This is a genomic window from Anoxybacillus sp. UARK-01, from assembly GCF_002075365.1.
Classification (GTDB): domain Bacteria; phylum Bacillota; class Bacilli; order Bacillales; family Anoxybacillaceae; genus Anoxybacteroides; species Anoxybacteroides rupiense.
Genome location: NZ_NASY01000030.1, coordinates 75,881 through 88,444, shown reverse-complemented (window position 1 = coordinate 88,444; position 12,564 = coordinate 75,881). Strand labels below are relative to the sequence as shown.

The 12,564-nt window shown below is 42.8% G+C and carries 15 protein-coding genes; all 15 read left to right on the top strand.

The genetic code is table 11. The features are described from left to right. The coding region (locus B6A27_RS04385; protein ID WP_139788067.1) for a transposase at nucleotides 1–647 on the top strand (647 nt) is incomplete at its 5' end. After that, nucleotides 644–865: a flagellar FlbD family protein gene (locus B6A27_RS04380; protein ID WP_044746136.1), complete on the top strand. Its 222-nt coding sequence runs from the start codon at nucleotides 644–646 to the stop codon at nucleotides 863–865. The genes B6A27_RS04385 and B6A27_RS04380, both read left to right, overlap by 4 nt. Beyond that, entirely contained in the window at nucleotides 858–1,280 is a 423-nt protein-coding gene (gene fliL, locus B6A27_RS04375) for a flagellar basal body-associated protein FliL (protein WP_044746135.1), read from the top strand. The genes B6A27_RS04380 and fliL overlap by 8 nt, the downstream gene beginning before the upstream one ends. A 22-nt stretch (nucleotides 1,281–1,302) precedes the next feature. Continuing rightward, nucleotides 1,303–2,304 (top strand): flagellar motor switch protein FliM, encoded by a 1,002-nt coding sequence (gene fliM / locus B6A27_RS04370; protein WP_044746134.1) that lies wholly within the window; start codon nucleotides 1,303–1,305, stop codon nucleotides 2,302–2,304. Continuing rightward, nucleotides 2,294–3,505, top strand: a complete 1,212-nt coding sequence (gene fliY, locus B6A27_RS04365) for a flagellar motor switch phosphatase FliY (RefSeq protein WP_044746133.1) — start codon at nucleotides 2,294–2,296, stop codon at nucleotides 3,503–3,505. Before fliM ends, fliY begins: the two co-directional genes overlap by 11 nt. A gap of 18 nt (nucleotides 3,506–3,523) precedes the next feature. Further along, nucleotides 3,524–3,883, top strand: coding sequence for a chemotaxis protein CheY (locus tag B6A27_RS04360; protein ID WP_044746132.1), 360 nt, complete (start codon nucleotides 3,524–3,526; stop codon nucleotides 3,881–3,883). A 20-nt stretch (nucleotides 3,884–3,903) separates the two neighbouring features. Next, nucleotides 3,904–4,581, top strand: coding sequence for a flagella biosynthesis regulatory protein FliZ (gene fliZ, locus B6A27_RS04355; RefSeq protein WP_044746131.1), 678 nt, complete (start codon nucleotides 3,904–3,906; stop codon nucleotides 4,579–4,581). Next, complete coding sequence (fliP, locus tag B6A27_RS04350; RefSeq protein ID WP_044746130.1) at nucleotides 4,574–5,239, top strand: flagellar type III secretion system pore protein FliP; 666 nt, start codon at nucleotides 4,574–4,576, stop codon at nucleotides 5,237–5,239. The genes fliZ and fliP overlap by 8 nt, the downstream gene beginning before the upstream one ends. Nucleotides 5,240–5,260: 21 nt before the next feature. Continuing rightward, nucleotides 5,261–5,530: a flagellar biosynthesis protein FliQ gene (gene fliQ / locus B6A27_RS04345; protein WP_044746129.1), complete on the top strand. Its 270-nt coding sequence runs from the start codon at nucleotides 5,261–5,263 to the stop codon at nucleotides 5,528–5,530. A 5-nt stretch (nucleotides 5,531–5,535) separates the two neighbouring features. Further along, nucleotides 5,536–6,309 (top strand): flagellar biosynthetic protein FliR, encoded by a 774-nt coding sequence (gene fliR / locus B6A27_RS18420; protein WP_139788066.1) that lies wholly within the window; start codon nucleotides 5,536–5,538, stop codon nucleotides 6,307–6,309. After that, nucleotides 6,310–7,392, top strand: coding sequence for a flagellar biosynthesis protein FlhB (gene flhB / locus B6A27_RS18415; RefSeq protein ID WP_139788065.1), 1,083 nt, complete (start codon nucleotides 6,310–6,312; stop codon nucleotides 7,390–7,392). It begins immediately after the preceding gene. A gap of 36 nt (nucleotides 7,393–7,428) precedes the next feature. Beyond that, a complete protein-coding gene (gene flhA, locus B6A27_RS04335; protein ID WP_080860413.1) occupies nucleotides 7,429–9,468 on the top strand; it encodes a flagellar biosynthesis protein FlhA in 2,040 nt (679 codons plus the stop codon). Then, on the top strand, nucleotides 9,465–10,601 hold the full coding sequence (flhF, locus tag B6A27_RS04330; RefSeq protein ID WP_080860411.1) for a flagellar biosynthesis GTPase FlhF: 1,137 nt from the start codon (nucleotides 9,465–9,467) through the stop codon (nucleotides 10,599–10,601). The genes flhA and flhF overlap by 4 nt, the downstream gene beginning before the upstream one ends. Beyond that, nucleotides 10,598–11,467, top strand: coding sequence for a MinD/ParA family protein (locus B6A27_RS04325; RefSeq protein WP_044746124.1), 870 nt, complete (start codon nucleotides 10,598–10,600; stop codon nucleotides 11,465–11,467). The genes flhF and B6A27_RS04325 overlap by 4 nt, the downstream gene beginning before the upstream one ends. Nucleotides 11,468–11,474: 7 nt before the next feature. Next, nucleotides 11,475–12,560: a protein-glutamate methylesterase/protein-glutamine glutaminase gene (locus B6A27_RS04320; protein ID WP_044746123.1), complete on the top strand. Its 1,086-nt coding sequence runs from the start codon at nucleotides 11,475–11,477 to the stop codon at nucleotides 12,558–12,560. Nucleotides 12,561–12,564: the final 4 nt, after the last annotated feature.

Here is a 12,564-nt window from a genome sequence, read left to right as displayed (position 1 = left end):
ATGTATATGCGATTGGTGATGAGAAAGAGCCTCGATTGGATTTTCTCATTCCTTATGGATCCTATGTACGAGAACAGACACGCAAATACAAAAAGGATATCAAAAACGCGAAAAACTGGACCTATTGTGAGCAAGATGATTGTTTTATTTGCCCGAATGGAAGGAAAGTAACATTTAAAAAATATCAAAACCAAAAGAATCCATCTGGTTATGAACAAAGCTTCAAAATATACGAATGTGAAGATTGTACAGATTGCCCATTAAAAGCGAAATGCACGAAGGCGAAGGGCAATCGTCAAGTTCACTGGAATACCGTCTTCGAAGAAATGAAAGCGAAGGCAAAAACAGCCCTTGAATGTGAAGAGAAAGCCGCCATCTACGCTCGGCGCAAAGTCGAAGTAGAAAGTGTGTTCGGTCACATCAAGGGCAATCGGTCGTTCCGCAGATTTTCTTTGCGGGGCCTCGACAAGGTACATGTCGAGTTTGGGATTGTGGCGTTAGCCCACAACATACTGAAAGTAGCAGGCATCCGCCAGCTACTTTCGAAGAAAAATCGAAAAAATACAAAAGCAAGTGGAGAAAAACGGCTCGTTTTTCTCCACTTGTTTCATTTTAGGGACTTATCAGACAGCCCCCAATACATATGATCACATTAACGCGGCTGAATGGAAAATCGTTTACCTTAAATGCGATATACATAGAACAAATCGAAGCTTTTCCGGATACAACGATTACGCTGACGAATGGTAAAAAATTTGTTGTCCGTGAGTCGGAAAAAGAGGTAGTAGAGCTGGTAAAAGAATTTTATCAGCAAATTTCGATTTTAGGGGTTTCTAAAAATGTGGAGGGGCAGGACCATGAGTAAGCTATGGAAAGTGACATTGATGATATTGGTGACGATTACGTTAGTCGCCGCTGTGGCTTTAGTCATCATCTTTAAATTTACAGGCGATAAACAACAAACGGCGCCGACAGCAGATGAAATTTTAGAAAGCTCTGTCGACGTACCGGAAATTACAACCAATCTAGCAGATGGAAGCTTTATTAAAATCTCCTTTAAAATTCAAATGAACAATGAAGATGCAAAAGCAGAGGCGGAGAAGCGAGATTTCCAAATGAAAGATATCATTATTGAACAGCTATCGCAAATGAAACCGGCGGATTTTAACGGAGAGCAAGGAAAAACCCATTTGAAGGCTCGATTAAAAGAGAAAATCAATCAAATTATGCAAGATGGAAAAGTGGAGCAAGTTTATATTACTTCCTTCATCCTCCAATAACTTGGGCTAGGAGGTGAAAACAGTGTCTGGCGAAGTACTATCACAAAGTGAAATCGATGCCCTTTTGGCGGCGCTATCAACGGGAGAAATGGATGCGGAGGAGCTAAAAAAAGAAGAAGAGGACAAACGGGTAAAAGTATACGACTTTAAACGCGCCCTTCGCTTCTCCAAAGATCAAATACGTAGCCTTACGCGCATTCATGAAAATTTTGCAAGATTATTAACCACCTTTTTTTCCGCTCAGCTGCGGACATATGTACAAATTTCGGTGGCATCAGCCGATCAAATTCCATATGAAGAATTTATTCGTTCCATTCCTAAAATGACGATTTTAAACGTTTTTGAGGTGCCGCCGCTAGACGGGCATATCGTCATGGAAGTCAATCCAAATGTTGCTTACGCCATGCTTGATCGTGTCATGGGGGGACGCGGGACAAGTATTAATAAAGTGGACAATTTGACAGAGATTGAAATGCGGATTATGTCTAATTTGTTCGAAAAAGCGTTCAGTCATTTGCGGGATGCATGGGAATCCATTATCGAGATCGATCCGATTTTAGCGGAGTTTGAGGTGAATCCTCAATTTTTGCAAATGGTTTCGCCGAATGAAACAGTGGTGGTGATTTCACTTAATACGCAAATTGCTGAAACGAGCGGAATGATCAATATTTGTATTCCACATGTTGTGCTTGAGCCCATTATTCCTCGCCTGTCTGTGCATTATTGGATGCAGACGCAAAAAAAAGACAGAGTGCCTGAAGAGGTAACATCGCTTGAGCAAGGAATTAAAATCGCCAAAATCCCGGTCATTGCTGAGCTAGGGAAGGCGATGATTACAATCCAGGAATTTTTGCAGCTTGATGTTGGGGATGTGATTCAATTAGATCAAATGATCCAGCAGCCTTTAATCATTAAAATCGGGGATGTTCCGAAATTTATCGGTCAGCCAGGAAAAGTCAACAAGCGATTGGCAGTGCAAGTGTTAGATACATTGAAAGGGGGAGAAGACAACAATGATGAGTGATGATATGTTATCCCAAGATGAAATTGATGCCTTGTTGCGCGGAGCGGATGGAGCCAATGACTCTCCAACGATTGATGAGGTACTCTCAACAATGGAACAAGACGCTTTGGGGGAAATTGGGAATATCTCGTTTGGCAGCTCTGCAACGGCTCTTTCCGTTTTATTAAATCAAAAGGTGGAAATTACGACACCCAACGTGTCCATCATTCATCGCGAGGATGTCGAAAATGAATTTCCGCATCCGTACGTGGCGATTCAAGTCAATTATACAGAGGGTTTTTTAGGAACGAATTTGCTTGTCATTAAGCAATCAGATGCGGCGATTATTGCGGATCTTATGCTAGGCGGAAACGGGCAAAACCCGATGGATTTATTAGGAGAAATCCAATTAAGTGCTGTGCAGGAAGCGATGAATCAAATGATGGGGTCAGCGGCCACCTCTATGTCCACGATTTTTGGGAAAAAAGTAGATATTTCTCCACCAAGCCTTCATTTGCTAGATATTAAAGAGGGAGAGGGGCTTGAGTATTTACCGCCAGAAAGCGTTCTAGTGAAGGTATCGTTCCGTTTGAAAATAGGAACGTTAATTGATTCAAATATTATGCAGCTATTACCGATTGATTTTGCTAAGGAGTTAGTGCAAAATTTATTGCAAATGTCTAGCTCCAGTGAGTCGGTATCCGATAAAATCGAGACGAAAACAGCTCCGGCCAGCAGCGTTGTGTCACCATCAGCTGCGGGATCTTCTCAACTGCCAGGATCTGCATATGATCAGCCGGCTGCATCGGCTCAACCAGAGATCGCTCAGCCTTATCCGCATGCGGCACAGCCGGCAGCGTATGCGCCCAACCATTTTGGCACATATGCATCGGCTGGACAGCGTCAGGTTCAGCCTGCTGATTTCGCAAGCTTTGAGCCAGCGCCGTTGGCAGAAGCCGAAGCGCGGAATTTAAACATGCTTCTTGATATCCCGCTGCAAGTCACCGTCGAGCTAGGCCGGACGAAGCGGTCGGTACAGGATATTTTAAATCTTTCCTCCGGATCCATTATTGAGCTGGATAAGCTGGCAGGCGAGCCGGTAGATATACTAGTCAATAACAAACTCATCGCCAAGGGTGAGGTCGTTGTTATTGATGAGAATTTTGGCGTACGCGTGACAGATATCATTAGTCAAAGTGACCGCTTAAAAAATTTAAGATAATGTAGGAGGTAGTTGGAAATGGCCAAAATATTAATTGTAGATGATGCAGCATTTATGAGAATGATGATTAAAGATATTTTAACGAAAAATGGACACGAGGTGGTAGCGGAAGCGGCAGACGGACTTCAAGCGGTAGAAAAGTACAAAGAAACGCGCCCAGATCTTGTGACAATGGATATCACGATGCCAGAAATGGACGGAATTACAGCATTGAAGGAAATTAAAAAAATTGACGGCAATGCGAAAGTGATTATGTGCTCGGCTATGGGACAACAAGCGATGGTCATTGATGCCATTCAAGCTGGTGCTAAAGACTTTATCGTCAAGCCGTTCCAAGCGGATCGCGTCATTGAAGCCATTAATAAAACGCTGGGCTAAGCGCAAGAGGTGGAACGAATTTGTTTCGAGTTCGAGTCATGTTATTGTTTGTATGGTTTACTGCTATGATTGCTTCGCAAACAGGAGCGCCTGTATTTGCGGAGCAATCTCCGACTGTGAAGCAATGCTTGGAGCATCCGGAAAAATGTCAAGAGGACAAGCAGCCTGCCGAATCGAGCGGCGCAGGCAAACCGTCATCGCAAGCAGCGGCAGCATCCCCTATTACGGTATGGGATGTGTTTAAGCTCATTTTTGCTACACTATTTGTTCTTTTGCTTATTTATGGGCTATTGCGATTTATGAATCAGCGCGGGCGTTTACTATCCAGCCGTGGCGGTTTAATTGAGAATCTTGGCGGAACAAGCGTTGGCACCAATCGTTCAGTGCAAGTGATAAAAATTGGCAAACGCATTTTAGTGGTCGGGGTTGGAGAATCTGTTCAGCTATTGCAGGAGATTGAGGATGAAAAAGAAATCAAGGAGCTATTATCTCTACACAATCAATCATTGCAGCAATTGCTGGAGCCAAACGCGAAGATTTTTCAGCTGTGGAATCGTCTGATAAGAAAAAAAGAATCTTCTCCTTCCGGGGAATCATCGTTTCGTGAGTTATTTGCTAAACAAATGCAAGAAGTGGCTCGTGAACGCCAAAAGCTGTTAAAGCAGATTGAACAGAAGGGAACAACGTCCGATGAATGAATTTATGCAGTTTTTTAATCAAGTTGCTCCTGAAAACGTCTCAATGTCTGTCAAACTTTTGTTATTGCTGACGGTGCTGTCGATTGCCCCGGGCATTTTAATCATGATGACATGCTTTACCCGCATTATCATTGTTTTATCGTTTGTCCGCACTTCGCTGGGGACGCAACAGATGCCGCCCAATCAGGTGTTGCTTGGATTGGCGCTCTTTTTGACCTTTTTTATTATGGCGCCGACGTTTAAGCAAGTAAACGATCAAGCGCTTCAGCCGCTGTTTGCGCAAAAAATCAATTTAGAGCAAGCATATGAACGGGCTTCTGTGCCGATTAAAGAGTTTATGAGCGAGCATACGCGGCAAAAGGATTTGGCATTATTTTTATCATATAGCGGTGCATCCAAACCGAAAAATGTTCAAGATATTCCATTAACAACTCTTGTGCCTGCGTTTGCGATCAGTGAAATAAAAACGGCCTTCCAGATGGGATTTATGATTTTTATTCCATTTTTAGTGATTGATATGGTCGTGGCAAGCGTGCTGATGTCGATGGGGATGATGATGCTTCCACCGGTGATGATTTCACTGCCGTTTAAAATTTTATTGTTTGTTCTTGTTGATGGCTGGTATTTAGTGGTGAAGTCATTATTGGAAAGCTTCTAAAAATAAAGTAGGTGAGCGAATATGAATGCAAATGTCGTCATTCAACTTGCTGAACGAGGAGTATACATGATTTTAGTGGTTTGCGGCCCGCTTTTGCTGCTTGCGCTTGCCGTTGGACTTTTCATCAGCATTTTCCAAGCAACAACGCAAATTCAAGAGCAGACTCTTGCATTTGTCCCCAAAATTGTCGCGGTGCTGCTCGGTCTTGTTTTTTTCGGACCATGGATGCTGTCACGTTTAGTTTCCTATGCATATGACATCTTTAATAATTTAACAAGATTTATAGGCTGATAAATATGGATCAGGTATTGTCTTATTTTCCATTATTTTTACTGATATTTGCCCGTGTGGCTGCTTTTTTTACGACATTGCCGCTATTTTCGTACCGAACGATTCCTAATGTGCATAAAATCGGCTTATCCTTCTTTATCAGCTGGCTAATGTTCTTAGGAATGAAAAAAGAGCCGATTGCGCTAGATGAAATGTATGTACTGCTTGTTTTAAAGGAAGTAGCCGTTGGCCTTTTTATCGGTTTGGCCGCTTATATGATGATGTCGGCGATTCAAATTGTAGGTGGCTTGATCGATTTTCAAATGGGATTTGCCATTGCCAACGTTATTGACCCGCAAACAGGAGCGCAAAGCCCATTAACCGGGCAATATTTGTACACCTTTGCGCTGTTATTGCTGCTAGCATTAAATGGCCATCATGTTTTGCTAGATGGTGTGTTTTATAGCTACCAGTGGATTCCGGTTCAATACACATTTGCATTCGATCAAGGAAACGTCGCGGAGTACATTTTGAAAATATTCAGTGAAATGTTTATTATTGCTTTTCAAATGTCGGCTCCTATCGTTGGCTGCTTGTTTTTAGTGGATATTGCGTTAGGAATTGTGGCAAGAACTGTACCTCAGCTTAATATTTTTGTCGTTGGATTGCCTGTGAAGATCATTGTGAGCTTTCTTCTGTTAATGGTCACGATGACCGCTTTGTTTGTCGCTGCCCAGCATTTGTTTGACGCCATGTTTGTTGCCATGCGTGACTTAATGAAGCTAGTAGGGGGCAGGTAAATGAGCAGCTTGCGCTTAGATTTGCAGTTTTTTGCTGAGGAAAAAACAGAGAAAGCGACGCCTCGCAAGCGTCAAGAAGTTCGGCAAAAAGGCCAAGTAGCCAAAAGTGCAGATGTGAATACGGCCATTGTGCTGTTGCTTGTGTTCGTTATTCTGCTATTTTCAGGGGAACTGTACAAAGAAGCGTTTTTGCGTCTTTTTCGTAATTCGTTTCAGCACTATATGTTGGAAGATGTGACGGTAAGCTCCATTCAAGCGCTGTTTTTTTCGATATTAAAAAATTTGGCCGGGATTATGGCGCCGATTTTTTTAGTAGCGTTGGCTGGAGCATTTTTAGGGAATTTTTTGCAGGTGGGCTTTTTATTTACCGCAGAGCCGCTGCAAATGAAGCTGAGCAAGCTAGACCCCATTCAAGGCTTTAAGCGAATGCTGTCATTGCGCTCAATTGTAGAGCTGTTAAAATCCATTTTAAAAATCGCCATTGTCGGTTTTGTGACCTTTTTTGTTTTATGGTTGAAGCTTGACCAAATTTTGCTGCTGACTACTAAATCGCTGGAAACGACATTAAGCTCGTTAGCTAGTTTGGCTGTGCGCATGGGGCTTTACGCATCGGCGGCTCTTTTGTTTCTTGCCTTTTTGGATTATTTGTACCAGCGGTTTGATTTTGAAAAAAACATCCGGATGTCAAAGCAAGAAGTGAAAGATGAGTTTAAGAAGACCGAAGGGGACCCCCTTATTAAATCTAAAATAAAGCAAAAACAACGGGAAATGGCGATGAAGCGAATGATGCAAGAAGTGCCAAAAGCGGACGTAGTCATTACCAATCCTACCCATTATGCTGTTGCCTTAAAATATGAGGATGGGAAAATGGATGCTCCCGTTGTCGTTGCCAAGGGCGTCGATCATCTTGCGCTGAAAATCAAACAACTAGCGAAAGAGCATGATGTCGTAACCATAGAGAATCGGCCGTTAGCTCGAGCGCTGTATAGTCAGACGGAGATTGGCGATGTGATTCCTGAACCATTTTTTAAGGCTGTTGCCGAAATATTAGCATATGTATATCGTTTAAAACGGAAGATTTAAGAGATTGTTATTTAAGTATCCAAGGAGCGAAAGATTATGCCAGCAAGAGACTTGTCTGTATTATTAATGGTTGTCCTGATTGTAGCTATGCTCATTATTCCGCTGCCAACGTGGCTTCTGAGCCTGTTAATTATGATTAATATTTCTCTTGCTTTGCTCGTCCTCCTTACTTCAATGAATATGCGCGAGCCGCTGCAGTTTTCTATTTTTCCGTCGTTGCTCTTGCTGCTTACGCTATTTCGTTTAGGATTAAACGTATCGACGACCCGTTCGATTCTAAGTAAAGGCGAGGCCGGCGGTGTTGTTGAAACATTCGGAACGTTTGTCGTTGGCGGAAACGTTGTTGTTGGCTTTGTTGTATTTTTAATTTTAATTATTATTCAGTTCATCGTGATTACGAAGGGGGCAGAGCGTGTTTCAGAGGTAGCAGCCCGCTTTACTCTGGATGCCATGCCCGGAAAGCAAATGAGCATTGATGCCGATCTTAATGCCGGAATGATTTCTGAACAGGAAGCGCGTCAACGTCGCGAAAAGGTAGCACAAGAAGCCGATTTTTATGGAGCAATGGATGGAGCGAGTAAGTTTGTCAAGGGCGATGCGATCGCTGGTATTATCATTGTTATTATTAATATGTTATTTGGTATGGTTGTTGGTGTTGTACAGCAAGGGTTAGATGTATCAGAAGCAGCGCATCGCTATACATTACTAACAGTTGGAGACGGTATTGTCAGTCAGATTCCCGCCCTTCTTATTTCTACTGCGACCGGCATTGTTGTAACAAGAGCAGCATCAGATAGCAATCTTGGCGCGGATGTTATGAAGCAGCTATTTGCCTTTCCAAAAATGCTGTATGTGACTGCTGGAACGATTTTTTTACTCGGCTTGTTTACTCCGATTAACGATGTGTTAACCATTCCTATTGCTGGCCTGCTCGCTCTTGGCGGCTATCGCTTCTCCACAAAAGCGGAAAAGGAGCAAGAAGCGGCGATGGGAGAGCAAGCGGAAGAAGTGGAAATCGATCAAATGAAGAGTCCGGAAAGCGTGGTCAATTTATTAAGTGTTGATCCCATTGAATTCGAATTTGGCTATGCGCTCATTCCGTTAGCCGATGCGAGCCAGGGCGGGGATTTGCTTGACCGCATTGTCATGATTCGGCGACAACTGGCATTAGAGCTAGGCCTTGTCATCCCTGTTGTGCGGATTCGTGATAATATCCAGCTGCAGCCGAATGAATATCGTCTAAAAATAAAAGGCGATGAAGTCGCTAAAGGCGAACTGTTGCTCGATCATTATTTGGCTATGAGCCCTGGGGTCGAGGATGATTCTGTGCAAGGGATTGATACAATTGAACCTGCATTTGGTTTGCCAGCAAAATGGATTTCCGAGGAAATGAAAGAACAAGCGGAGATGTTTGGCTATACGGTTGTTGATTCGCCGTCTGTTGTTTCCACTCATATAACAGAGGTGTTGAAAGCACATGCGCATGAGCTGCTTGGAAGACAGGAAACGAAACAGCTTATCGATCATCTAAAGGAATCGTATCCTATTTTAGTCGAGGAAGTAACACCGACTCCTCTTTCTGTTGGAGATGTACAAAAAGTATTAGCAAAGCTGCTGCGGGAAAAGGTGTCGATTCGAAATTTGCCTGTGATTTTTGAAACATTGGCTGATTTTGGGAAAATGACAAGCGATGCCGATTTATTAACGGAATATGTGCGTCAAGCGCTGGCACGACAAATTACGAGCCAGTATGTCGTACAAGGAGAACCTTTAAAAGTCATTACGGTGTCAGGAAAAGTAGAAAAGGCCATTGCTGAAGGAGTGCATCAAACGGAGCACGGAAATTACTTATCGCTTGATCCATCTTTGTCACAAGCCATTATAGAAGCGATAGGGGTTCAATTCGAACAGCATGCTTTTACGAGTCAGACGCCAATCTTACTTTGTTCTCCTGCTGTCCGAATGTATGTACGTCAATTGACTGAGCGATATTTTCCCCATATTCCAGTGTTGTCCTATAATGAATTAGAGGCAAATGTAGAAGTCCAAAGTGTTGGGGTGGTGGATATTGAATGAAGGTCAAAAAATTTATTGCTCCATCAATGCCGGAAGCGATGAAAATGATTCGGGCAGAGTTAGGGAAGGATGCCGTCATTTTAAATTCGAAGGTAGTTCATAAGGGAGGATTTTTCGGGCTGTTTACCAAAAAAAACATCGAGGTGATCGCAGCCGTTGATCCGAAACCAGTCCGATTGGCTGGAAATGAAAAAAAGCACAAGCACGCTCAACTGAACTCTGGAGCGTTTAAATCGATGGAAACAAAAACTCAGGATGGCGCGTTGCTGCATGAGCTAAATGAAATGAAGGAAATGCTGAGGCAGTTATCAACAAATGTCACCACTCATTTCGCGGTGTATCCGCAGCCGTTAAATGAAGTAAATGAAAGGCTAGCTCAGCAGGAGTTATCCAGTGCGCTTCGGCAAGAGATCATGGCTGAAGCCGTTGAAAAATGGTATTTGCATCGTGAAACAGCTACAAAAAAGCAAGCGATGATATGGGTGAAGGAAATTCTACAGAACAAACTTGAGCATCTATCATTCGGGGGTCTCTCTTTTCAGCGGAAATATGTAAATGTAGTGGGGCCGACTGGTGTCGGGAAAACAACGACATTAGCGAAGATCGCTGCCAATGGCGTGTTGAAGCACCATAAGAAAGTAGCCTTTATTACGACTGATACCTATCGTATTGCGGCGATCGATCAATTAAAAACATATGCCAAAATTTTAAACGTGCCGCTTGAGGTTTGTTATAATATGGAAGATTTTCGGGAGGCGAAAAATAAATTTGCTTCATATGATCTCGTATTGATCGATACAGCGGGGCGTAATTTTAGAAATCGCCAATACGTCCAGGATTTGCAAGAGGTGATGGATTTTGATGAAGAAATGGAAACATATCTTGTCCTCTCGCTAACAGGAAAATGGACGGACATGAAAGAAATTTGCGAGCAATTTTCGCTTATTAAAATCCATCGTTTTATTTTTACAAAACTGGACGAAACAAGTCACTACGGGGCGATGTATAATTTAATGACAGATTATCAAATTGGGGCTGCCTACTTGACAAATGGTCAAAACGTCCCAGACGACATTATTGAAGCATCGCCTGAAAAAATTGTCAATATGTTGCTTGGGGTCGAGTCATCATGAGAGATCAGGCAGAAAGCTTACGCCGATTGTTGAATCATATGAATCAAAAAAAAGCGATGAAAGCAATTGCTGTAGTGAGCGGAAAAGGCGGCGTTGGAAAATCAAACTTTTCATTAAATTTTGCTCTTACTCTATCGAAGCGTGGATTTCATGTGCTGTTGTTCGATATGGACATCGGTATGGGGAATATTGATATTTTACTTGGACAATCCACTTCCACAACGATTATTGATTTATTTGAACGCCATGTTTCGATTGAAGAGCTTATTAAAAAAGGACCAGGCAATCTATCATTTATTGCTGGAGGAACGGGTTTAACCAAAATTTTTACAATGGATCAAGAGAAAACGGCTTATTTTATAGAACAGCTCCAGCTGGTTTCCGAGCAGTACGATTATTTCATTTTTGACATGGGGGCGGGGATTTCGGAGGATCGCTTACAGCTGCTGATGGCGGTTCATGAGATTTTTGTCATTACAACACCTGAGCCGACTTCCATTACTGACGCTTATGCAGCCATGAAATATATTCATTTACAAGAAAAAGAAATTCCGTTTTACTTAGTTGTTAATCGTGCCCAGACAGACCAGGAAGGCCGAGAAACACTGCAACGCCTAAAAAATGCGATGAAGCGTTTTCTCAGGAGAGAGGTGACGGGCTTGGGAGTGTTGCCGGAAGACCGTATCGTTTCTAAAGCGGTGGCAAGACAAACCCCTTTTTTGTTATTGGATCCTTCCACCAAAATAAGCCGTGCAATGGTGGAGCTTACAGATCGTTATTTATCTGACCAGACGGCTGACGAATCGAGCGTTTCTCGCCCAGCAAGCTTTTTTGCCAAGCTTAGACAACTTTTTTTAGAAAGGTAGAGAGTTTATGGAGAAAATCAAGGTACTAGTTGTCGATGACTCCGCCTTTATGAGAAAGGTCATTGCGGACTTTTTGTCGGAACATTCACAAATAGAGGTCGTTGGTGTGGCGAGAAATGGTCAAGATGCGCTTCAAAAAATTCAATCATTAAAACCAGATGTTGTGACTTTAGATGTTGAAATGCCAATCATGAATGGACTTGAGGCGTTACAGCAAATCATGAAACATCACCCGCTTCCTGTTGTCATGCTGTCAAGTACGACAAAAGAAGGAGCTGAAAGCACGATTGCTGCTATGCACTACGGTGCTGTTGATTTTGTTACAAAGCCGTCTGGCCATATCTCTCTCGATCTTTATAAAGTAAAAGAGCAAATAATTGAAAAAGTGATCCTCGCCAGCCGTGCTAATTTGCACGGAATGAAAAATCAAGAGATTATTCCAATAATCGCTAGTTTCCAACAAAGTTCGTATAGTAAAATGGATATAAAGACATCATCGCAAAATCATAGGAAAAAAATCATCTGTATCGGTACATCGACAGGGGGACCGCGAGCCTTACAGCAGGTGCTGACACAACTTCCAGCTCATATTGAGGCACCGATTGTCATTGTTCAGCATATGCCAAAAGGATTTACAAAATCGCTTGCTCAGCGGCTTAACTCGCTTTGCGCCATCTCTGTCAAAGAAGCGGAGCATCAGGAAGTGCTCAAGCAAGGAGTGGCCTATATTGCTCCAGGTGGCGCGCATTTTTCAGTCGTGTCATCAGGCAAAGGACTTGTCGCTCATATTGATGATTCTCCACCGAGAAATGGGCACCGTCCTTCGGTTGATGTGTTATTTGAATCCGTTAGCATGTTAAGTGAGTATGAAAAAATTGCTGTGATCATGACAGGAATGGGGTCTGACGGAACGGCAGGATTAAAGCAATTGAAAGCCGTTGGACATACAAAAGCGATTGCTGAATCAGAGGATACAGCAGTGGTGTTTGGGATGCCTAAATCTGCTATTTCCACCCGTTTAGTCGACGATGTTGTTCCGTTAGAAGAAATTGCCGAAACCATTATGAAATATGTAGGCAGGCAAGGGGTGTAGAGCC

Coding starts and splice junctions, on each gene's coding strand:
- B6A27_RS04380 (WP_044746136.1), top strand. CDS start 644: ATGATCACATTAACGCGGCTGAATGGAAAATCGTTTACCTTAAATGCG.
- fliR (WP_139788066.1), top strand. CDS start 5,536: ATGGATCAGGTATTGTCTTATTTTCCATTATTTTTACTGATATTTGCC.
- B6A27_RS04325 (WP_044746124.1), top strand. CDS start 10,598: ATGAGAGATCAGGCAGAAAGCTTACGCCGATTGTTGAATCATATGAAT.
- fliQ (WP_044746129.1), top strand. CDS start 5,261: ATGAATGCAAATGTCGTCATTCAACTTGCTGAACGAGGAGTATACATG.
- flhB (WP_139788065.1), top strand. CDS start 6,310: ATGAGCAGCTTGCGCTTAGATTTGCAGTTTTTTGCTGAGGAAAAAACA.
- fliY (WP_044746133.1), top strand. CDS start 2,294: ATGATGAGTGATGATATGTTATCCCAAGATGAAATTGATGCCTTGTTG.
- B6A27_RS04360 (WP_044746132.1), top strand. CDS start 3,524: ATGGCCAAAATATTAATTGTAGATGATGCAGCATTTATGAGAATGATG.
- B6A27_RS04320 (WP_044746123.1), top strand. CDS start 11,475: ATGGAGAAAATCAAGGTACTAGTTGTCGATGACTCCGCCTTTATGAGA.
- fliL (WP_044746135.1), top strand. CDS start 858: ATGAGTAAGCTATGGAAAGTGACATTGATGATATTGGTGACGATTACG.
- flhA (WP_080860413.1), top strand. CDS start 7,429: ATGCCAGCAAGAGACTTGTCTGTATTATTAATGGTTGTCCTGATTGTA.
- flhF (WP_080860411.1), top strand. CDS start 9,465: ATGAAGGTCAAAAAATTTATTGCTCCATCAATGCCGGAAGCGATGAAA.
- fliP (WP_044746130.1), top strand. CDS start 4,574: ATGAATGAATTTATGCAGTTTTTTAATCAAGTTGCTCCTGAAAACGTC.